At 62.9% G+C, this 20815-nt stretch carries 24 protein-coding genes; 13 read left to right on the forward strand and 11 right to left on the reverse strand.

All coding sequences use genetic code 11. The annotated features are described in order from the left end of the window. Nucleotides 1-6: 6 nt before the first annotated feature. The 7 genes from ACEVBK_RS10180 to ACEVBK_RS10210 are packed head-to-tail and all read right to left on the reverse strand — an operon-like array spanning nucleotide 7 to nucleotide 5374. The gene (locus tag ACEVBK_RS10180; RefSeq protein ID WP_375058481.1) at nucleotides 7-591 is read right to left on the reverse strand and encodes a hypothetical protein; all 585 of its coding nucleotides are present in this window, start codon (nucleotides 589-591) and stop codon (nucleotides 7-9) included. Next, nucleotides 575-1315 (reverse strand): biotin/lipoate A/B protein ligase family protein, encoded by a 741-nt coding sequence (locus ACEVBK_RS10185; protein WP_375058482.1) that lies wholly within the window; start codon nucleotides 1313-1315, stop codon nucleotides 575-577. The genes ACEVBK_RS10180 and ACEVBK_RS10185 overlap by 17 nt, the downstream gene beginning before the upstream one ends. Then, on the reverse strand, nucleotides 1296-2003 hold the full coding sequence (locus ACEVBK_RS10190; protein WP_375058483.1) for a 2-oxo acid dehydrogenase subunit E2: 708 nt from the start codon (nucleotides 2001-2003) through the stop codon (nucleotides 1296-1298). Before ACEVBK_RS10190 ends, ACEVBK_RS10185 begins: the two co-directional genes overlap by 20 nt. After that, on the reverse strand, nucleotides 2000-2242 hold the full coding sequence (locus ACEVBK_RS10195; protein WP_375058484.1) for a biotin/lipoyl-containing protein: 243 nt from the start codon (nucleotides 2240-2242) through the stop codon (nucleotides 2000-2002). The genes ACEVBK_RS10190 and ACEVBK_RS10195 overlap by 4 nt, the downstream gene beginning before the upstream one ends. Beyond that, nucleotides 2239-3267, reverse strand: a complete 1029-nt coding sequence (locus ACEVBK_RS10200) for an alpha-ketoacid dehydrogenase subunit beta (protein ID WP_375058485.1) — start codon at nucleotides 3265-3267, stop codon at nucleotides 2239-2241. Before ACEVBK_RS10200 ends, ACEVBK_RS10195 begins: the two co-directional genes overlap by 4 nt. After that, the gene (locus ACEVBK_RS10205) at nucleotides 3264-4370 is read right to left on the reverse strand and encodes a 2,3-butanediol dehydrogenase (RefSeq protein WP_375054849.1); all 1107 of its coding nucleotides are present in this window, start codon (nucleotides 4368-4370) and stop codon (nucleotides 3264-3266) included. The genes ACEVBK_RS10200 and ACEVBK_RS10205 overlap by 4 nt, the downstream gene beginning before the upstream one ends. Nucleotides 4371-4387: 17 nt before the next feature. Continuing rightward, on the reverse strand, nucleotides 4388-5374 hold the full coding sequence (locus tag ACEVBK_RS10210; protein WP_375054850.1) for a thiamine pyrophosphate-dependent dehydrogenase E1 component subunit alpha: 987 nt from the start codon (nucleotides 5372-5374) through the stop codon (nucleotides 4388-4390). 223 nt (nucleotides 5375-5597) lie between these two features. Here ACEVBK_RS10210 and ACEVBK_RS10215 point away from each other — a divergent pair, with 223 nt between their 5' ends. Continuing rightward, a complete protein-coding gene (locus ACEVBK_RS10215; RefSeq protein WP_375054851.1) occupies nucleotides 5598-7487 on the forward strand; it encodes a sigma-54-dependent Fis family transcriptional regulator in 1890 nt (629 codons plus the stop codon). A gap of 3 nt (nucleotides 7488-7490) precedes the next feature. Here ACEVBK_RS10215 and ACEVBK_RS10220 read toward each other — a convergent pair whose 3' ends face one another. Beyond that, complete coding sequence (locus ACEVBK_RS10220; protein WP_375054852.1) at nucleotides 7491-7961, reverse strand: hypothetical protein; 471 nt, start codon at nucleotides 7959-7961, stop codon at nucleotides 7491-7493. Between the two features lie 309 nt (nucleotides 7962-8270). Here ACEVBK_RS10220 and ccoN point away from each other — a divergent pair, with 309 nt between their 5' ends. From ccoN to uspE, 10 genes are all read left to right on the forward strand, one after another. Next, a complete protein-coding gene (ccoN, locus tag ACEVBK_RS10225) occupies nucleotides 8271-9695 on the forward strand; it encodes a cytochrome-c oxidase, cbb3-type subunit I (protein WP_375054853.1) in 1425 nt (474 codons plus the stop codon). Nucleotides 9696-9707: 12 nt separating this feature from the next. Then, nucleotides 9708-10316 (forward strand): cytochrome-c oxidase, cbb3-type subunit II, encoded by a 609-nt coding sequence (gene ccoO, locus ACEVBK_RS10230; RefSeq protein ID WP_375054854.1) that lies wholly within the window; start codon nucleotides 9708-9710, stop codon nucleotides 10314-10316. A gap of 12 nt (nucleotides 10317-10328) precedes the next feature. Next, nucleotides 10329-10547 (forward strand): cbb3-type cytochrome oxidase subunit 3, encoded by a 219-nt coding sequence (locus ACEVBK_RS10235; protein ID WP_375054855.1) that lies wholly within the window; start codon nucleotides 10329-10331, stop codon nucleotides 10545-10547. Continuing rightward, nucleotides 10544-11512, forward strand: a complete 969-nt coding sequence (gene ccoP, locus ACEVBK_RS10240; protein ID WP_375054856.1) for a cytochrome-c oxidase, cbb3-type subunit III — start codon at nucleotides 10544-10546, stop codon at nucleotides 11510-11512. The genes ACEVBK_RS10235 and ccoP overlap by 4 nt, the downstream gene beginning before the upstream one ends. A gap of 85 nt (nucleotides 11513-11597) precedes the next feature. Continuing rightward, nucleotides 11598-12083 carry a FixH family protein gene (locus tag ACEVBK_RS10245; RefSeq protein ID WP_375054857.1) on the forward strand — a complete coding sequence of 162 codons (486 nt, stop codon included), beginning with the start codon at nucleotides 11598-11600 and terminating at the stop codon, nucleotides 12081-12083. Nucleotides 12084-12090: 7 nt separating this feature from the next. Then, nucleotides 12091-14460 carry a heavy metal translocating P-type ATPase gene (locus ACEVBK_RS10250; RefSeq protein WP_375058543.1) on the forward strand — a complete coding sequence of 790 codons (2370 nt, stop codon included), beginning with the start codon at nucleotides 12091-12093 and terminating at the stop codon, nucleotides 14458-14460. After that, a complete protein-coding gene (gene ccoS, locus ACEVBK_RS10255; protein ID WP_375054858.1) occupies nucleotides 14457-14657 on the forward strand; it encodes a cbb3-type cytochrome oxidase assembly protein CcoS in 201 nt (66 codons plus the stop codon). The genes ACEVBK_RS10250 and ccoS overlap by 4 nt, the downstream gene beginning before the upstream one ends. Next, nucleotides 14641-15324 (forward strand): sulfite exporter TauE/SafE family protein, encoded by a 684-nt coding sequence (locus ACEVBK_RS10260; protein ID WP_375054859.1) that lies wholly within the window; start codon nucleotides 14641-14643, stop codon nucleotides 15322-15324. Before ccoS ends, ACEVBK_RS10260 begins: the two co-directional genes overlap by 17 nt. Nucleotides 15325-15388: 64 nt before the next feature. After that, nucleotides 15389-16135: an FNR family transcription factor gene (locus ACEVBK_RS10265; protein WP_375054860.1), complete on the forward strand. Its 747-nt coding sequence runs from the start codon at nucleotides 15389-15391 to the stop codon at nucleotides 16133-16135. A 28-nt stretch (nucleotides 16136-16163) separates the two neighbouring features. Continuing rightward, nucleotides 16164-17078, forward strand: a complete 915-nt coding sequence (gene uspE, locus ACEVBK_RS10270) for a universal stress protein UspE (RefSeq protein WP_375054861.1) — start codon at nucleotides 16164-16166, stop codon at nucleotides 17076-17078. Nucleotides 17079-17211: 133 nt separating this feature from the next. On the opposite strand, the gene ACEVBK_RS10275 is transcribed toward uspE, so the two are convergent. Then, nucleotides 17212-17757, reverse strand: a complete 546-nt coding sequence (locus ACEVBK_RS10275; RefSeq protein ID WP_375054862.1) for a hypothetical protein — start codon at nucleotides 17755-17757, stop codon at nucleotides 17212-17214. 14 nt (nucleotides 17758-17771) lie between these two features. Next, entirely contained in the window at nucleotides 17772-18110 is a 339-nt protein-coding gene (locus ACEVBK_RS10280) for a DUF805 domain-containing protein (protein WP_375054863.1), read from the reverse strand. 206 nt (nucleotides 18111-18316) lie between these two features. On the opposite strand from ACEVBK_RS10280, the gene ACEVBK_RS10285 reads away from it, so the two are divergent. Next, complete coding sequence (locus ACEVBK_RS10285) at nucleotides 18317-19354, forward strand: helix-turn-helix domain-containing protein (protein WP_375054864.1); 1038 nt, start codon at nucleotides 18317-18319, stop codon at nucleotides 19352-19354. Nucleotides 19355-19437: 83 nt separating this feature from the next. Next, nucleotides 19438-20361 carry a tRNA 2-thiocytidine(32) synthetase TtcA gene (gene ttcA, locus ACEVBK_RS10290; protein WP_375054865.1) on the forward strand — a complete coding sequence of 308 codons (924 nt, stop codon included), beginning with the start codon at nucleotides 19438-19440 and terminating at the stop codon, nucleotides 20359-20361. An 8-nt stretch (nucleotides 20362-20369) separates the two neighbouring features. Here the strand turns inward: ttcA and ACEVBK_RS10295 are convergent, their stop codons facing one another. Continuing rightward, nucleotides 20370-20732 carry a hypothetical protein gene (locus tag ACEVBK_RS10295; protein ID WP_375054866.1) on the reverse strand — a complete coding sequence of 121 codons (363 nt, stop codon included), beginning with the start codon at nucleotides 20730-20732 and terminating at the stop codon, nucleotides 20370-20372. Nucleotides 20733-20815: the final 83 nt, after the last annotated feature.

Raw genomic sequence — 20815 nt, forward strand, 5'->3', positions numbered from 1 at the left:
GCCCGCTCAGGCGTCCTGCTCCAGCCAGTCGATGTCGTTGAAGCCCCGGTTGAGGTAGCCGCCCTGCTCCCAGGACGAGCCCTCGTAGCCGAACAGGGGCCAGACTTCCTTGTTGTCGTAGAAACCGGTGACCAGGTGACCTTTCAGCCGCTGGAAAAAGGCACCGTGCTCGATCAGGTAGAGCAGCACCAGGCGATCACTCTCCCGCTCGATGGCGGCGTAGGGCCGCTGGAAGCGGGCCCTGGCCAGCTCATCCAGGGCGGTCGTGCCCTCGGCCAGCAGTTGCCTGAGCTCGGCGTCGGCGGCGGCCTGGGCCTCGAGCGGCGCCAGGGCCTGCAGGTAGTAGCGATCCTCGATATGGTCGTGGGGAAAAATGTCCCGGGCCAGCACCAGCAGGGTGTTGCCCGCCTCGGCGCCCAGCAGGGTGAACTCCCGGGCCAGGGTTTCCCGGTCCGAGGCTTCGAGGCCGCTGGCCGACAAGGCGCCCATCCCCAGGGCCACCATGCTGCCCGCGGCCAGAAAGCGCCGCCGGCTCAGGCCAGGAGTGGCCTCCACCTCGGCCACCGGTATCCGTTCATGCTTGTCCTTCATCTTGATTCCTCCGTGAAAGATGCTGCTGCAGGGTGCGGCCCAGCAGCGCCATGGCGCTGTGGCCGCGGCCCAGCTCCAGCAGGCGGGAGACGGTCACGTGCCGGTCTTCCCGTACCCGCCGGGGTTGCCGGCAGTAGCGGTAAAAGTCGTTGGTCAACCGGCACAGCTCGCCCTCGTCCTCGTCGCAGAGGATGGCGGCATGGGCCAGCACCGCCTGGGCCTCCCGCCCCTGCACCTTGCGCCACCGTTGGGCGGTGCCGGCGAGCTTGCGGCCGTCCACCACCAGGTTGTAGTCGCCGTCGCAGAAAGCCCCGGGCACGGCACCGCAGTAGGCGTCGATGCCCATCTCGGCCAGGGCCGCGAGCAGCGGCCGGCAGAAGCGCCGGTAGGCCTGGCCGATGGCCCCGGGAGCCGGGGTGACGGTGAACACCATGGCCACGTTGAGCAGGTGCGGGCTCTGCACCGTGAGATCGCCCCCGGTCTGGCGCTGCACCAGGGGCCAGCCGCGCCGGGCCAGACGCTGGCCGGCGAGTTCGAAGCCCGGCAGCCGGCTTAAGGCGCCGGGCACCACCAGGGCGCGGCGGCTGCGCCAGAGCAGGAAGCCGTAGTCCCGCCCGCCGCGCACCACCTCCTCCAGCAGTTGCTGCTCCCGGGCCAGCCCCTGCTCCGGGCTCAGCAGCGGCGGCAGGCCGCCGGGCAGGGCATCAGGGTTGGGCAGGCTCATCGGGTTCTCCTTCCAGCAACCGGCACAGGGTGTCGAAGAAGGCGGCGGCCGGGCCGCCGTCCACCGCCCTGTGGTCGAAGGTGAGCGACAACCCCATCAGGGAGCGCAGCCGGGTTTCGCCGTCGGCACCGACCACCGGCGCCCGCCGGGTCTCGCCGATACCGAGGATGGCCAACTGCGGCAGGTTGACAACCGGGGTGAAGAAGCGCACCCGTGAGCGGCCCAGGTTGGTGAGGGTGAAGGTGCCGCCGGTCATTTCGCTCACCGACAGCCGGCCGGCCCGGGCCCGCGCCACCAGCGCCTTGCGTGCCGCCGCCAGCTCGGTCAGGCTCAGGCGCTCGGCGTCGAACAGCGCCGGGGCCACCAGTTGGGTCTCACTCAGGGCCATGGCAAAGCTCAGATGCACCGCGTCGTAATGCAGGATCTCGTTGCCCTCCAGCCGGCCGTTAAGCAACGGATGCCGCCGCAGCGCCCGGATCAGGCCGTGGGCCAGCAGATCCTCCAGCGACACCCGGATGCCCGCCTCGGCCAGGGCCGCCTTGTGCTCCAGCAGGGCGGTGACGTCGCACTCCCCCTGGTGGCTGAGCTGGGCCGCCTCGTCCAGGCTCTTGCGCATGGCGCCGGCGATCATGGCGCGCATGCCCCTGAGCGGGGTGCGGCGGATGCCGGAAAGCGCGGTCGTGGTCATAATGCGTCCTCCAGTGCGGCAATCTGTTCGCCCTTGGCGACCACTTCGTCCGCGTCCTTCAGGATACGCAGGCGGCCGGCCGCCGGGGCCAGGATGTCGTGCTGTATTTTCTGCACCATGATCTCGGCCACCACCTGGCCGGCCTCGACCGCGTCGCCGTCGGACGACAACCAGGCGGTGATCACGGCGTCGTCGGCTTCTTCCCAGAGATCATGGGGGATGATAATGGCGTGGCTCATGCTTGCTGCTCCTGCATCAGTTGCCGACAGGCCTGGACGACCTTGTCCGCGTTGGGCAGGGCCCATTGCTCCATCGGCGGGGTAAAGGGAATGGGTATGTCGGGAAAGGCCACCCGTTTGGGCGGGGCCTTCAGGGCCAGCCCCCGCTCGGCGACGGAGGCGATGATCTCGCCGCTCAGCCCGAAGCTGTGGTAATCCTCGTCCACCACCACCAGCCGGCCGGTCTTGGCCACCGAGGCCAGCACCGTCGCCCTGTCCAGCGGTACCAGGGCGCGCAGATCCACCACTTCGGCGCTGATGCCCTCCTCCGCCAGGACGCGGGCCGCCTTCAGGCCGTGGTGCACCCCGGAGGTGATGCCGACGATGGTGATATCGCTGCCTTCGCGCACCACCGCCGCCTGGCCGATGGGCAACTGGTAGGCCTCTTCCGGCACGTGGACGATGGCGTCCTTCTCGGTGCCGAGCCAGCCCATGCCCTGCAGCGCCTTGTGGAACAGGAACACCACCGGGTTGTTGTCGCGGATGGCGGCGATCATCAGCCCCTTGGCGTCGTAAGCGTTGGAGGGGGCCACCACCTTCATGCCCGGCAGGTGGGCGAAGGTGGCGTGCAGGCACTGGGAATGCTGGCCGGCGTCGCTGTAGCCGCCGCCGGTGGAGGCCATCAGTACCATGGGCACCGGGATCTTTCCGCCGGAGAAGTAGGTGTTCTTGGCCATCAGGTTGTAGATGGCGTCCATGCAGACCCCGAAGAAGTCGACGAACATCAGCTCGACGATGGGCCGCATGCCGTCGGAGGCCGCCCCCACGGCGGCGCCGATAAAGGCGGTTTCCGAGATGGGGGTGTCGCGCACCCGCTCCGGGCCGAATTCGTCGTAGAGGCCGCGGGTGTTGCCGAACACCCCGCCGAGCGGGCCGATGTCCTCGCCCATTACGAACACGGTGGGATCGGTGCGCATCTCCTGGGCGATGGCCTCGGCCATGGCCCGGGCGATGGTCAGTTTGCGTTCCTTGGTGGTGGCGGTCATGATGCGGCTCCTTCTGTGGCGTGGGCCCGGCCGGGGCTCACGATGATCTTCACGTTGCGATCCTTGTTGTGTACCAGCTCTTCGAAGCCCTGCTCGATGATGTGGTCGAGCGGTATGCGCCCGGTGATCAGCGGCGTCACGTCCATCCGCCCCTGATCGATGAGGGCGATGACCTCGGCGAATTCGCCGCTGTAGGCCAGGGCGCCGACCACCTGCTTCTCGGTGGCGACGATGTCGAAGAAATTGAACTCGCTCGGCTCCTCGAAAATGCCGACCAGCACGCAGCGGCCGGCCTTGCGCAGCACGTCGATGGCGAGCTTGGCGGTCTGCTTGTGGCCGATGCACTCGATGGACAGCTCGGCGCCGTCACCGCCGGTCAGTGCCTTCACCTCGGCCACCGCATCGCAGTGGGCGGGATCCAGCACCAGGCTGGCGCCCACCTCCAGCGCCTTCTGCTTGCGCGCCGGCGACATCTCCAGGGCGATGATGCGGCCGACGCCGGCGGCCCGGGCGCACATGATGGTGCACAGCCCTATGGTGCCGGCACCCACCACCACCAGGGTCTTGCCGGTGATGTCGCCGGCCTGACGGACCGCGTGCATGCCCACCGCCAGCGGCTCTATCAGGGCACCCGCCTCGAGCGGAAACCCTTCGGGCAGTCGGTACAGCAGGTTGGCGGGCACGTTGACGTATTCGGCGAAGGCGCCGTCGTTCATCAGGCCGGTGAAGGCCAGCCGCTCGCACAGGTTGATCTTGCCTTCCCGGCAATAGCGGCATTCGCCGCAGTGCTGGCAGGCATCGGCGGTGACCCGGTCGCCGGCGGCAAAATCCGCGACGCCCTCGCCCAGGGCCACTATCTCGCCGCAGAACTCGTGGCCGAGGATGCACTGCCCCTTGAGGCCGGTGAGCGGGTGAGGCTCATCGACGGGAATAAATACCGGCCCGGCCAGGTATTCATGCAGATCGGAGCCGCAGATGCCGCACCAGTGCACCTTGATCTGGGCCCAGCCCGGCGCCGGCGCCGCCGGACGCGGTACCCGCTCCAGGCGGATGTCCTGGCGGCCGTGCCAGACGGCGGCGCTCATGGTGGTTGCTTGGTTCATGATGAGCTCCTCGTGCATCAGACGAATACCTTTTCCAGGGCGGCTTCCGGCGCCGGGTAGGCACTGTCCCGGGCAAAACGGATGGCGGCGTCCACCCGCTCGTGGGCGGCCTGCACCAGGCGTTGGTCTTCCGCCTCGGTCAGGGCGCCCTCTTCGAGCAGCAAGGTACGGAAGGCGGGAATGGGATCCCTGGCCTGCAACGCCTCCTTCTCGCCCTTGGGGCGGTAGCCCTCGGCGTCGCCCATGAAGTGGCCGGCCAGGCGGTAGGTTTCGATTTCGATCAGGCTGGGTCCCTCGCCCCGGCGGGCCCGGTCGATGGCCTCGCCCGCCGCCGCGAAGATGGCGACGGGGTCGTTGCCGGGCACGAAGGTGCCGGGCATACCGTAGGCGGCGGCACGGCCGTCGTTACGCTCCACGGCGGTGGACTGACGCTTGGCCACCGAGATGCCCCAGGCGTTGTCCTCGATCACGAACACCACCGGCAGCTGCCATACCGCCGCCAGGTTCAGGGTTTCGTGAAAGGCGCCCTGGTTGGCCGCGCCTTCACCGAGAAAGGCCACCGCCACCCCGGGCTTGCCCTGCAGCTTGCGCGACAGGGCCGCGCCCACCGCCGGCCCCATGCCCTGGGCGATGATGCCGGAGCAGGAAAAATTCACCCGGCCGTCGAACAGGTGCATGTGCCCGCCGCGGCCGCCGCTCAGGCCCGTTTCCTTGCCGAAGATCTCCGCCGCCATCTCGTTCAGGTTCACCCCCTTGGCGATGGCGATATGATGGGGCCGGTGGGTGGCGGTGACGATGTCGCTGGCCGCCAGGTGGGCGCACACCCCCACGGCGCAGGGCTCCTGGCCGTTGGACAGGTGCATTTCGCCGGGAATGGGGCCCTTGGCCATGTTGAAGGCAGGGCTCTTGCCTTCCATGTAGATTTTCTCGATCGCTTCCTCGAAGAAGCGACTGACCAGCATCTGTTGATACATCCAGTGCAATTGGGTGCGTTCGGGTTTCATATCCCCTCCTTCGCTGTGGTGATAACGAAGCAACACTCGCAAAGGCTGTGCCAAAAATGATAAAAAGGTGTTAACACGGTGTTTATCGGCCGTCTCGGGGATCCAACCGGCTGCCCGCAGCGCCCGGGTGTTGCAGGGCTGCGACAGGTGTCGCAGCCGGAGTGTTACAGCTGTCGCAACCTGGCTGATACTGAAACAAAGGGAAAGAGCGAGGAGAGCTACCATGTCGTTACCGGATGATCCCGTCACCCGACTGCTGGGCGAACGCCTGGGGCCGGGCAACCGGATAGCGGATCCGCAGATTGTCGGTTCCTGGCGGCGCTGCCTGGAGCAGTACCGGCTCGATCCCGGCCATGCCCATCCCCGTCCCCGCCTGAGCGCCGCCGAGCTGAAGGCCCTGCGCGAGCCCCTGGACGTGCTGCTGAACCAGCCGATCCCGGCCCTGACCCGGTTGCGCCGCAGCGCCTTCGAGGCCGGCTACAATCTGCTGCTGACCGACGTCCAGGGCGTGGTGGTGGCCAGCTACCAGGATGCGGACGCCAACCCCGAGCTGGCCCGCAAGGGCATGGCCCCGGGCTCGGTCTGGACCGAAGCCCTGGTGGGCACCAATGGTCTCGGCACCTGCCTGGCCACCGGCCAACCCATCACCGTCTATGCGGGCGAACATTTCGATGCCGGCCTCTACCCTTTCAGCTGCTCCACCGCCCCGCTGTTCGCCGGCGACGGCAGCCTGCTGGGAGCCATCGATATTTCCACCTACGCCCAGGGCAGCAAGGTCCGCCAACAACTGGCCCTGGGACTGGTGCAGCAGACCGCGGACGAACTGGAGGCCCTGCTGTTCCGCCGTCACCACGCCGGTACCCTGCTGATGGCGGTGAGCGCCCAGGGCCCGACGGCAGAGCCCACCGCCCTGCTGGCCCTGGACGAAGGCGGCCGGGTGCGGGGCCTGACCACCGCCCTGCTACGCCTGCTGTCCTTCCACCAACGGAGTTCCTTGCTGGGTCAGCCGGTGAGCGAGCTGCTCGGGGTCGGGCTCGAGCAACTGCTGGCCAGCCGGCCCGAGTCAGCCTGCCCCCTCGGTCTGTGCCACTGGCAGGCCTGGCTGCTGGCGCCGGTCTTCAGCGCGTCCCCCACCGTCAACACGAGGCGGGAGCCGGATCCGCTGGCTCGGGCCGCGGGAGATGAGCCTGGCCTGCTGCGCCAGGCCGCCATCTGCCGGCGCATGGTGGACAAGGGCATCAGCATCCTGATCCAGGGCGAAACCGGCACCGGCAAGGAAGTCTGGGCCCGGGCCCTGCACGACAGCAGCGAGCGGCGCGACCAGCCCTTCGTCACCCTCAACTGCGCCGCCATTCCGGAAAGCCTGATCGAAAGCGAGCTGTTCGGCTACGGCGCCGGCAGCTTCACCGGGGCGCTCAAGGGCGGCAAGGTGGGCAAGATAGCCGCCAGCTCCGGCGGTACCCTGTTCCTGGACGAGATCGGCGACATGCCGCTGGCGCTGCAGACCCGGCTGTTGCGGGTGCTGGCGGAGCAGGAGGTGACGCCGGTGGGCCAGGTCGAATCGGTCAAGGTGGTGCTCAACGTGATCTGCGCCACCCACCGGGAGCTGACCGGACTGGTGGCCGAGGGACGGTTCCGGGAGGATCTCTACTACCGGATCAGCGCGCTCAAGGTCGGCCTGCCGCCACTGCGGTCACGGCAAGACAGCCAGACCCTGATCCGGCGACTGCTGGTGCAGCTGGCGCCCGGGCATCCGGGGCTGTCCCCCCGGGCCCTGGCGTCGTTGCAACACTACGCCTGGCCCGGCAATATCCGCCAGCTCAAGAGCGTGTTGCAGTATGCCCTGGCCATGGCCGAAGAAGCGTTGATCGGCCCCGAACATTTGCCCGACGAGGTGCTTGACTCCCCCATCGAGCGGTCACAGGACACGAGCGCACGGGTGCCCCTCGCCACGGCCCGGGAGCAACAGGAGCGGCAGCTGTTGCTGGATACCCTGGAACGATACCAGTGGACCATTACCCGGGCTGCCGAGGCGCTCGGCATCAGCCGGGCGACCCTGCATCGCAAGATCAACCGCCACGGCCTGGTGTCGCCCAACAAGGGCGGACTCTGAGGCTCAGTGCCGTACCTCGAACAGGAATTTCAGCCGCCGGCTTTCTTCCCCCTGTTCGATATCCAGCACCCAGGCCCAGATCATGCGGGCCTCGGTGCAGGCCCCCACCAGGGCCTGGCCCTGCCAGAGGCCGGGCTCGCCTTGTGCAAGCAGGGCCGGCAGGGTACCCATATACATGCTCTCCCCTTCCAGTACGCTGCGGGTAACCCGCACCCCGGGGTCGGAAAAACGCACTTCCAGTCGAAAGGGCTGTTCGGGCAACAGCTGCCCGCTATGCAAGCGCGCCTCGGCTTGAAGCCCTTCCTGGGTCTGTCGGCACACTTCGTGAGCAATGTCACAAAAATCAACATTTTCTTTCTCTAATACAGTGGTATCTTGGCCGTCGGTACAGGTACGCAACCAGAAAGCACCCGATAAAATCCCCAGCACCAACAAAATTTGCACCAGCTTTGGGCCGGTAAGACGGTCTCTCATACCAATTTATATCCTGTATTGCATACAATTCACTACTCCGATTGATCTCGATCAAAACGGCCCCTTATGCCTTGTGGCCGGGTTAAGTGGTAATCATATTACTGTTTATACTGTTATTTTTGCAGCCACTCATTTATCATCTGCGCGGTGTCTTCAGTGCCTCCCGATTGTCTTTGTTAACAAACAGTTAACGAAGCCGTTCGAGCGCCTGAACATACCGATGAAAAACGGTTGTCTTTAATCCTTCCGACGTGAGCACCCTGGGTGAGCACAAACCTGAATAACAGCAGTGGAAGCGGAACTATAACGATGAGTCAAACTAATAATCAACCAAACTACAACTACACCGTAGTTCGCCAGTTTACGGTCATGACCGTGATCTGGGGCGTTGTAGGTATGTCGTTAGGCGTGCTTATCGCAGCACAACTTATCTGGCCTGCCCTCAACTTTGAAACTCCCTGGCTGACCTACAGCCGGTTGCGTCCGTTGCACACCAATGCGGTTATTTTCGCCTTTGGTGTCAGCGCCCTGATGGCAACCTCTTTTTATGTGGTACAGCGTACCTGTCAGGTTCGCCTGTTCGGTGGTCCCCTGGCCTCCTTCGTATTCTGGGGCTGGCAGGCCATCATCCTCTCCGCGGTGATCACCCTGCCCCTGGGCTACACCAGCAGCAAGGAATACGCCGAGCTGGAATGGCCGATCGACATCGCCATTACCGTGGTGTGGGTGGCCTACGCCATCGTGTTCTTCGGTACCCTGTACAAACGGAACACCTCCCACATCTATGTGGCCAACTGGTTCTACGGCGGCTTTATCCTGACCGTGGCGGTGCTGCATATCGTCAACAGCATGGCCATACCGGTCAGCGCCATGAAGTCCTACTCCATGTACGCCGGTGCCGCCGATGCCATGATCCAGTGGTGGTACGGCCACAACGCCGTGGGCTTCCTGCTCACCGCCGGCTTCCTCGGCATGATGTACTACTTCGTACCCAAGCAGGCGGGTCGTCCGGTCTATTCCTACCGTCTGTCCATCGTGCACTTCTGGGCGCTGATCACCCTCTACATCTGGGCCGGTCCGCACCACCTGCACTACACCGCCCTGCCCGACTGGGCCCAGTCCCTCGGCATGGTGATGTCACTGATCCTGTTCGCGCCCTCTTGGGGCGGGATGATCAACGGCATCATGACCCTGTCCGGCGCCTGGCACAAACTGCGTTACGACCCCATCCTCCGCTTCCTGATCGTGTCCCTGTCGTTCTACGGCATGTCCACCTTCGAAGGCCCCATGATGGCGATCAAGACGGTGAATGCCCTGTCCCACTACACCGACTGGACCGTCGGCCACGTGCACTCCGGTGCCCTGGGCTGGGTAGCCATGATATCCATCGGCGCCGTGTATCACCTGATCCCCAACCTGTTCAATCAGGAACGCATGTACAGCACCCGCCTGATCAATACCCATTTCTGGCTGGCCACCATAGGTACCGTGCTGTACATCGTGGCCATGTGGATCAGCGGTGTGATGCAGGGCCTGATGTGGCGAGCGGTGAACGAAGACGGTACCCTGACCTACAGCTTTGTGGAAAGCCTGCAGGCGTCCTATCCGTTCTACTTCGTCCGCTTTATCGGTGGTTGCTTCTTCGTGGCCGGTATGCTGCTGATGGCCTATAACGCCTATCGCACCATCAAGGCGCCTAAAGGCTCCCTTCAAGCTATCCCCCAACCGGCATAAGGAGACTCGTGAATGAAAAACCGTCATGAACTGGTCGAAAAGAACGTAACCTGGTTGGCGTTGTTGACCGTGGTCGCCATCAGCTTTGGTGGCCTGGTGGAAATCGTGCCGCTGTTCTTCCAGCAGCAGACCAACGAGCCGGTGGAAGGGCTGCGCCCTTACACCGCGCTGGAAATGGAAGGCCGCGATATTTATATCCGTGATGGCTGCCATGTGTGTCACAGCCAGATGATCCGTCCGTTCCGGGCCGAAACCGAGCGCTATGGCCACTATTCGGTGGCCGGTGAAAGCGTGTGGGAGCACCCCTTCCTGTGGGGCTCCAAGCGTACCGGTCCCGACCTGGCCCGGGTGGGTGGCCGCTACTCCGACGAATGGCATCGGGTGCATCTGATCGACCCGCGTGCGGTAGTGCCGGAGTCGAACATGCCGGCTTTCCCCTGGTTGGAAACCAACACCCTGGACGGCAAGTATACTGCCGACAAGCTGCGCCTGTTCCGGGACCGCTTCGGTATTCCCTATACCGATGCCGATATTGAAGGTGCCGAAGCCGCGGTGAAGGGCAAATCCGAGATGGATGCCATCATTGCCTATCTGCAGTCCCTGGGGCACGCCCTTAAATAACCGGAGTCGATAATGGATATCAGTACCTTGGAAGCCCTGAAGCCCATGCTGATCAGCTTTCAGACCCTGGCGCTGCTGGTGTTGTTTGTAGGCATCGTCTTGTGGGCTTACAGCAAGCGTCGTAAAGGCTCGTTTGACGATGCCGCCAACTCCATTTTTGATGATGAAGACAAGGCGAATGGAAAACGCCGAGGTACTGAGCAGGATCGCGCAGGAGCTAACAAAAAATGAATACTTTTCTAAGTGTCTTTGTAACCGTGATTAGCTTGGGGACCATTTTCGGCTGCTTGGCGCTGCTGATCTGGTGTACCAAGGACAAGATGGGGATAGAAGAAGGCGCCCCCACCGGCCACACCTTCGACGGCATCTCCGAACTGAACAATCCCCTGCCCAAGTGGTGGAGCTATCTGTTCGTGTTCTTTATCGTGTTCTCCCTGTTTTACCTGGCGCTCTATCCGGGCCTGGGCAACTTCAAGGGTCTGCTCGGCTGGCAGAGTTCCCACCAGGACATCCGTTCTCTGGAGGAGTCTCGTGCCGCCGCGGCTAAATCCCGTGAACAGGAACTGCTGGTGCAATACGACCGCGAGACGATCAGAGCCGATGAGGTCTTTGGTGCCCGCTTCCGTGAACTGGCCTATGAGGCCGATGGCGAGACCTATCGCGCCATTGCCGATATCGCCCAGGATGCAAACGCCATCAAGGTGGGCCAGCGCCTGTTCCTGCAGAACTGTGCCCAGTGCCATGGCTCCGATGCCCGTGGCGCCCGCGGTTTCCCCAACCTGACCAACAACGACTGGTTGTGGGGCGGTTCGCCCGAGCAAATCAAGACCACCATCATGCACGGCCGTCAGGGTGTCATGGCCGCCTGGAGCGATATGCTGGGTGAAGACGGTGTGAAGGAAGTGGCGTCTTACGTGCTGAGTCTGTCCGGTCGCCGGGTGGACGAGGTAGAAGCCCAGAAAGGCCAGGTCCGCTTCGCGGTCTGTGCCGCCTGTCACGGAGCGGACGGTACCGGCAATACCGCCCTGGGCGCGCCCAACCTGGCCAACGGCATCTGGCTGTACGGTGGCTCCCGTGCCGCGGTAGAGGAAACCATCCGCTACGGTCGCCATGGCGTGATGCCGGCCTGGAACGACATCCTGGGCGAAGACAAGGTACACCTGCTCGCCTCTTATGTTTACAGTCTGAACAACTGATAAGCCCCCGGGCTTGGATGAAAAAGCCCCGCTCGCCGGGGCTTTTTGTTATATTAAGCCCGCTTTTTTGTCGTAGGAATTTTTTATGCAACGTCCCTGGTATCTGCAATTCTGGCCCTGGTTTCTGATCACCCTGCCGATGTGTGCGGTCGTCGCCAGCCTGTACACCTTCCATATTGCCCGCTCCGGCGCCGACAGCATGGTGGTGGATGACTACTACAAAAAAGGCCGGGCCATCAACCAGGATCTGAGCGAGTTGAAGGAGGCCGCCCGCCTTGGCCTGGTGGCCGAGCTCATGCTGCAGGATGGCCTGCTGTCCCTGCGCCTGCAGGGAAACCACACCGAGGGCGAAGCCATCCGCATCCGCTTCAGCCACCCCACCCTGGCCGACCAGGATTTGGAACGCCTGCTCACCAGCGGCGGTGACGGAGCCTATCGCTACCGCCCCGAACGTCCCCTGATGGAGGGCCAGTGGAACCTGCAGATCGAAGCCTTCGACGGCCGCTGGCGGATACAGCAACGCATCGCCCTGCCGATAACGGACCGGCTTATCATTCGTGCAAAGGGTTAGCATGAGCATGGCCGGCTGTTTTCACTGCGGTGAGCCGGTCCCGGCCGGCGCCGACTTCCGCTTCGAGTTCAACGGCGAGCAGAAGGCGTGCTGCTGCCCGGGTTGCCAGGCGGTGGCCCACACCATCATCGACTGCGGCCTCGGCAGCTATTACCAGCACCGCAGTGCACCGGCCCCCAGGGCCGATGCGGTACCCGACGAGCTGAAACAGTTGCAGCATTACGATCTGGCGGAGATACAGCAGGACTTCGTCAGTGAAAAAGACCGCCTGAAGGAAGTACAGCTGTCCATCGCCGGCCTCACTTGTGCTGCCTGTGCCTGGTTGATCGAGCGGCACCTGTCCCAGGTCGCGGGGGTAGCACAGATCCAGGTGAACACCACGACCGAGCGGGCCCGGCTGCGCTGGAACGATGACATGGTCCCCCTGAGCCGCCTGCTGGCCGCCTTTGCCGGAATCGGCTACCAGGCCCGCCCCTTCCAGCCTCATCAGCAGGAGCAGGACTATAACCGCCAGGTAAAATCCTATCTGCTGCGACTCGGCGTGGCCGGCATCGCCAGCATGCAGGTGATGATGGTCGGCTTCGCCCTCTACGAAGATCTCTTTCCCGACATCGATGCGGATCTGATCCAGTACTTCCGCTGGATAAGCCTCTGGCTGTCGGTGCCGGTGATGGGCTATTCCGCCCTGCCCTTCTACCGCAATGCCTGGCGCGGGGTGAAAAACCGCGCGCTGAACATGGATTTGCCGGTGTCGCTGGCCATGATCTTCGCGTTCGTGGCCTCCGTCTATGCCACCGTCACCCATACCGGCGAAGTGTATTACGAATGTGTGTCCATGTTCGCCTTCCTGCTGCTGACCGGCCGCTTCCTGGAAATGCGCGCCAGGCGTAAGGCCTCGGAAACCACCGCCAACCTCACCCACCATATTCCCATGCTGGCCCGGCTGGACACCCCGGACGGCGAGCAGGAAGTGGCCGCCAAGACCCTGACCCCCGGGCAGAGGGTGCTGGTGGCCCCGGGCAGCGTAATCCCGGCCGATGCGGTGATCCTGGACGGCACCACCAGCGTGGACGAGTCCATGCTTACCGGTGAACACCTGCCGGTCACCAGGCAGGCGGGCGATCCGGTCTTTGCCGGCACCACCAATGTGGAGTCACCGTTGCGCCTGCAGGTCTTGCGGCCCCTGGCCGAAGCCCGGGTGTCCGAAATCCTGCGTGCCCAGGACGATGCCCTGGCAGAAAAGCCCAGGGTCGCCATCCTGGCCGACCAATTGTCCCGCTATTTTGTGGCACTGCTGCTGCTGGCGACCCTGGGCACCTATCTGGCCTGGCTGCAATTTGCGCCGGACAGGGCGTTCTGGGTGATGCTGTCGGTACTGGTGGCCACCTGCCCCTGCGCCCTGTCACTGGCCACGCCCACGGCGCTGACGGTGGCCACTTCCCGCCTGACCCGCTCCGGCATACTGGTGCGCCGTGCCCATGTGCTGGACACCCTGCCCAAGACAACCCGGGTGGTGTTCGACAAGACCGGCACCCTGACCCGGGGCGAAGTGACACTGGCGTCGGTGGTGTTGCTGGCGGAACGAAGCGAAGCCGAAGTGCTGGCCATCGCCGCGGCCCTGGAGGCTCAGTCCGAGCATCCCATCGCCCGCGCCTTCCTGCCCTACCGGGATCCCCGGCTGCAGGTGAGCGCGCGGGAAAACCGGATCGGACGCGGCCTGTGCGGCGTGATCGAGGGACACAGCTGGCGTCTGGGCAGTGCCGCCTGGCTCCATCCTGACGCCGAAGAGACAGCGCTCTGCGTCTATCTGGCCGATGACGATGGTCCGGTGGCCCGCTTCGTGCTGGCCGATCCGCTGCGCGCGGATGCCGAGCAGCTTGTTCGCCAGTGCAAGGCGCAGGGACTGGCCACCAGCATCCTCACCGGTGACGGCTCCGGCCAGGCAGAGCGGGTGGCCGACCTGCTGGGGGTGGACGAGCTGGTCAAGAATGCCAGCCCCGATGACAAGCTGGCCTATCTGCGAGCCCGGGACGCTGCCGGCGAGGTCTGCCTGATGGTGGGCGACGGCATCAACGACGCGCCCGTGCTGGCCGGCGCCCATGTGTCCTTTGCCATGGCCGGCGGTACCGACATCGCCAAGAACAGCGCCGACGCCATCCTGCTCGGTGACGACCTGCAGCGCATCCTCACCGCCCGCCACGTGGCCGGGCGCTGCCGCCGGGTGATCAAGCAGAACTTCTCCTGGGCGCTGGGCTACAACCTGGTGGTACTGCCGCTGGCGGCCATGGGGTATGTGTCGCCCTGGTTCGCCATGCTCGGCATGTCGGCCAGTTCCCTGATTGTGATGACCAACTCATTGAGGCTGTCGCGACTATGAGCGATAACGATATCTGGTATCTGATCATTCCCATCGCCATGATCTTCGTGGTGATTGCCATCGCCCTGTTCTTCTGGTCGGTTAAAAGCGATCAGTTCGAGGATCTGGACCGCCAGGGCAGCAATATCCTGTTCGATGACGATCGGGACTCCCACCGCCAAGCGCAGCAGAACAACGACCATGACCAGTCAACTTGATCCCTGGGCGGCGCTGCTGATCGGCCTGCTCGGTGCCGGCCATTGCATCGCCATGTGCGGCGGGGTGGCGGCGGCCTTCTCCATGGCGTTGCCCCGGGAACAGCGCGGCTGGCACTGGCTCTATCTGCTGAGCTACAACGCCGGCCGTATCCTGAGCTATGCCCTGGCCGGCGCCCTGGTGGGCGGGGTCTTTGCCAGCCTGGCGGATGTCAGTCTGGGCAGGCAGGGCCTGACCCTGTTGCGGCTGCTGGCCGGAGTGATGATGATACTGCTCGGGCTCTACCTGGCACGCTGGTGGTTTGGCCTGCTGCGGCTGGAACGGCTCGGCAACCAGCTGTGGCGTCATATCCGCCCCCTGGCCGGGCGCTTCCTGCCCTTTCGCCACCCCTTGGCCGCCCTGCCCTTCGGCATGGTGTGGGGCTGGCTGCCCTGCGGACTGGTGTACTCCGCACTGACCTGGAGCGCGGTATCCGGCGGCATGGCCCAGGGCGCCCTGGTGATGGCTCTGTTCGGCCTCGGCACCCTGCCCACCCTGCTGGCGCTGGGCGGACTGGCTGGCCAGTTACGGCATTGGCTGAACCACCCCAGATTCCGACAAGCTTCCGGCATCTTATTGATTCTTTACGGTTTGTTTACAGTTATCCAAGTGTTGCCGCTGCTTTACTAAGCTATTAAGTACCGGTCATTGGTGCTATGATTGTGCTGTGATACCAATATAAAGTGTCGAGCCCATGGGAAATCAGTCTAAAGTCATCAAAGCTGCCACAACCGGCCGTGCCATTCACTGCCAGGATTGCAGCATCAGCCAGCTGTGTATTCCACTCGGACTCAACTCCGACGAGCTGGACGAACTGGACAACATCATCGAGCGCAAGAAGCCCATTCAGAAAGGCCAGGAACTGTTCAAGGCCGGCGAAGAGCTGAAATCGCTTTATGCCATTCGTGCCGGTACCGTCAAGTCCTATACCATTACCGAGCAGGGCGACGAGCAGATCACCGCCTTCCACCTGGCCGGTGATCTGGTCGGTTTCGACGCCATCAATAAGGGGTCCCACCCTTCTTTCGCCCAGGCACTGGAAACCGCCATGGTGTGCGAGATCCCTTATGAAGTCCTGGACGATCTGTCGGGCAAGATGCCCCGGCTGCGTCAGCAGATCATGCGGTTGATGAGCAACGAGATCAACGGCGACCAGCAAATGATACTGCTGCTGTCCAAGAAAACCGCCGAGGAGCGGCTGGCAGCGTTTCTGCACGGTCTGTCCAGCCGCTATTTCCAACGCGGTTTTTCGGCCCGCGAGTTCCGTCTCACCATGACCCGGGGGGATATCGGCAACTATCTCGGCCTCACCGTCGAAACGGTCAGCCGGCTGCTCGGCCGCTTCCAGAAGAGCAATCTTATCGAGGTCGACGGCAAATATATCCGTATCCTGGACTTGCCCGAACTGGCCCGACTGGCCGGGGCACCGGTGCCGGTCTGAGCACCACACCCAACATAAGGGGCTCTGTATGATCAAGTATCAACGCATTCTGGTGGTTGTCGATCCGGTTGCCGAGACCCAGCCGGCTCTGCACCGGGCGGTGTCCGTCGCCGCCCTCGAGGAAAATGCCGCCATTACCCTGTTCCTGCCCATCTACGATTTTTCCTATGAGATGACCTCCATGCTGTCCAGCGAGGAGCGGGACGAAATGCGCGAAGGGGTGGTCCAGGGGCGAGAAGAATGGCTGAAGACCCTGCTCGAATCCTATACGGACAGCAAGGTTCGTTTCGATTTCAAAGTGGTCTGGCACAGCCGCCCCTTCGAGGCCATCATCCAGCAGGTGCAGGACGGCGACCACGATCTGGTGGTGAAGAGCACCCACAAGCATGCCCTGATCCAGTCCTTTATCTTCACGCCCACCGACTGGCACCTGCTGCGCAAGTGTCCCTGCCCGGTGCTGCTGGTCAAGGAGCGGGACTGGCCCATGGGTGGCCAGGTGCTGGCGGCGGTCAACTGCTGCAGCGACGATACGGCCCAGGAAACCCTGAACAACAAGATCATCGCCGAAAGCGCCGAAGTAGCCCGCTTGCTCTCCGCCACCCTGCACCTGGTGAACGCCTACCCTATCACCCCGGTTAACATGGCGCTGGAGCTGCCCGACTTCGACCCTCACGCCTACAACGCGGCGGTGAAGAAGCACCATGAGCGGGCGCTTTATGAATATGCGGTGCGCTTCGAGCTGGAGCCCAAGGTGCTGCACCTGCAGGAAGGGCTGGCGGAAGAGGTGATCCCCCACTGTGCCGATGAAATCGGGGCCAGCCTAGTTATCCTGGGCTCGGTGGGCCGTACCGGCCTGTCCGCCGCCCTGCTCGGCAACACCGCCGAACACGTGATCGACAAGCTGAACTGCGACGTGCTGGTACTGCGTTCCGACGCAACCTAAGCGCCGCCAAACCGGCGCTCTTGATGAGCCACATTTTTTGAGACCGGCTCCACACTCCCAGGCTGCAGGGGGTCGGGTTGCTCCTGCGTATCCGCCAAGGCCGACGGCTCCGGTCCGGTTGCCCTGACGGGCATCAGCTTCTACTCGGCAGCCGTGCAATGTCCTCCTCTGTTACCGTTTTACAGCCGGATTTCGGCCTTTCGCCACGCAGCCAGGACGTCCATTTTCGGCGTGGGTTGAGAATGAAATGCATCTGACGATTCATGCCAATTTCAATCACCACATCGCTGCTGCTGTCGCCCTCCTTATCGGTCACACGCAGATTTTCGCTGGTCACCTGCTCGCCTTTTTTCAGCGAAGCAGAAACCCGATCACTATAGATACGCAACGTCAGAGGCCCGGATTCATGAATGCGGATCCGGCCCTGTTCAACGTGGCCCGCCACTATGTGCAGCGGCTTCACCATGCACAGTTCCCCCTCATCGTTGCGGCTGATGTAGACTCCTTCTCCGGCGATACCGTGCAGATAGAGCAGACTGCCTTCCGCAACGGTCGGAATCACCACCCTCCCCTGGACATCGACAGGCAGGAGGTGAGAGTCAGATTGCGCCCCCTGCGCTACGGCCAAAGCACTGCTCAGAGCAAGCAGCATCCCTGAAATGACACGGACCGATCTCATCGTCTTTTCTCCTGTCATGAAGCCATGTCGTATAGGTTGGTTCGTGGATCACTGTGTTGCGCCAACAGCAGCAGCAACACGATGACGCCGATCACCGGGACGAAAAATATCGCCGCCCAGCCGCCAGAACGTCCGGTATCATGCAGGCGGCGCACCGTCACCGCCACAAGCGGAACACAACTGACGATGCTGTAGACCATCTCCACCCACGCCGGAGTGCCCCTGCCCATTTCCAGCGCCACCAACGCCACGCTGACAAGCAGGTTAACCAGGAAGAACATCCAGAATGCCCGCCGTGATGCCCGGCCTGAAAAGACCAGACTCCGTTGCCAGGCCTGCCAATACCATTTCATTGGTTATCCCCTTGTTGTAATACCCTGCCCGAATCGGGAGGTGGACAGGCTTACAATGGCGCAACCGCCAGGTTCCTGCGTCCTTGATCCGGTTCCAGGGCGTCCTAAAACGGGTTTCAGGACCTGGAGTACTTCACGGAATACATTGAAATGGTTAGGCTTGATACAGCCCCCGTAAGGAACGCCACCGATAAAATGGAAACGCCATGATCGCTATTCCCCTGCCTTTTGTTGTCTCACTACTGCTGTTTTTACTGGCGATCATACTGTGGATGAAGCCGTCTCAGGAAGGAAGGGCGCCCAGCCTGTTCGCAGCACTGTGCGCCTTGACAACCGCCATCGTCGGACTCCGATGGACGCAGGATATGGCGATATTTCGCATGCTGCAGCCAGTCTGTGCCGCCTTGGTACCCATGGCGGCATGGTACTGTTTCAGCCGGGCCCATCAACCGGGCCGTCTGTCGCCACTGCACTGGTCAGGTCCGGTCGTCGTAGCTGCCGGTTCACTGGGCTATCCCTACTGGCATGTCCCTCTGGACCTGCTCCTGACGATGCTCTATATCGGTTACGGTATTGCGCTGCTTCGTTCATCCCGCACTATGGCATCGGAAGTCCGCTTGTCGGATGTGGAATGGGTGAAATATGCCGAGCGGGTGGCGGGGTACATGTTGCTGTTCTCGGCCTGTATCGATGGCGCACTGACGCTGGATTTCGCCCTCTATGCGGGTGCTCATGCCATGTATGTTCTCGCTGTCGGTTACACCTTGCTGTTACCGACACTGGCGCTGGCGGTCGTGATGGTCAGCCAGAGCACCCAACCGGATGAAGCGGCTGAAAACGTACAATCCGAGTCTGGGCCACTCGCTCAAGAGAGTGCCATCAACATACTCGGCGATGACGAAGCCCATGCGATCATCGCTAAGCTGGATACGCTGATGCGTGAAAAGCAGGCGTTTCTCGATCCGGATTTAACCCTGAGCCGTCTGTCGCGAAAACTGACCATTCCGGCCCGGCAAATATCAATGGCCGTGAATCAGATTCACGGGCGTAATCTGTCCAAGGTGCTCAACGAATACCGGATTGAACATGCCAAAGAACGCCTGTTGACCAGTGATGAAAGCATTACTCAGGTGTATCTCAGTTCCGGCTTTCAGACGAAATCCAATTTTAACCGCGAGTTCAGCCGGGTAACCGGGCAGACGCCGAGCGCTTTTCGTCGTCAGGCGCCGATATCTGAGCCTTGAGCAGGTCATAGACCCGCCACTGGCGCCTTGCCCTCGGGGCGCCAGTCACTATAATAGCCCCAGTTTTTTTGGCCGGGGTCATCATGTCAGTTCAAACTGCCAAGCAAGTGTACAACTTCAACAAGCTGCAGAAGCGGCTGCGTCGCCATGTCGGTGAAGCCATCGCCGACTTCAACATGATCGAAGAAGGCGATAAAATCATGGTCTGCCTGTCCGGCGGCAAGGACAGCTACGCCCTGCTCGACATACTGCGCAACCTGCAGGCCCATGCCCCCATCCGCTTCGATATCGTCGCGGTCAACCTGGATCAGAAACAGCCGGGCTTTCCCGAGCATGTGCTGCCGGCCTACCTGGACGAACTGGGGGTGGAGTACAAGATTGTCGAGGAAGACACCTACTCCATCGTCAAGGACAAAATCCCGGAAGGCAAGACCACCTGCTCGCTGTGCTCCCGCCTGCGCCGCGGCATTCTGTACCGTACCGCCACCGAACTGGGCGCGACCAAAATCGCCCTGGGCCACCACCGGGACGACATCCTGGAAACCCTGCTGCTCAACATGTTCTACGGCGGTACCCTGAAATCGATGCCGCCCAAGCTGGTGAGCGACGACGGCAAGCACGTGGTGATCCGTCCCCTGGCCTACTGCAAGGAGAAGGACCTGGTGCGCTACGCCGAAGCCAAGGCCTTCCCCATCATCCCCTGCAACCTGTGTGGCTCCCAGGAGAACCTGCAGCGCCAGGCGATCAAGACCATGCTGCAGGACTGGGATCGCCGTTTCCCCGGCCGTATCGAAAGCATGTTCCGCTCGCTGCAGAACCTGGTGCCCTCCCACCTGCTGGATCACCAGCTGTTCGACTTCAAGGGCATCGACCGGGATTCCGGGGTGATCGACGGCGGCGATCTCGCCTTCGACAAGCCGGAGCTCTCGCCCCGCTTTATCGATGAAGACGAGGAAGAAAACGAAGCCGATTTCGGCGAGCGGCTGCAGATTATTGAACTGAAATAAGGAAAGGCTCAGCCCTGCCCCGCCTCCTTCAACGCCTTCTCAAGCATCGCAAAGATCCGCATATCGTCGAGCAGAGCGACATTGAAGCGAAGGAATGGGATCGCGGACCGGGAAACGCTGAACACGTTTCCCGGCGCGAGGACAATCTTTTCTTTCATGCAGCGTTGTGCGATGGCGGCGGAGTCATGCCCATCGGGCAGACGGCACCAGAGAGAGCACCCGCCGCGCGGTATGACCCATGGCACCAGGCCGAGTGGTGCCAGTCGCTCTATCGCTTTCTTCCTGGCTGGCACCAGACGCAGGCGTACCTCGTGCATGTGCCTGCGATAGCTGCCACCGGCGAGAACGCCCGCGATCAGTTCGGTGGCCACCGGGCTGGGCCCTCCGAAGATCGTGGTGATGTGCGTGGCAGGCGCCAAGCGCTTTGCCTGCAGCAGGCATTATGCTCAAAAAG

Source organism: Zobellella sp. DQSA1 (assembly GCF_041950555.1).
Classification (GTDB): domain Bacteria; phylum Pseudomonadota; class Gammaproteobacteria; order Enterobacterales; family Aeromonadaceae; genus Oceanimonas.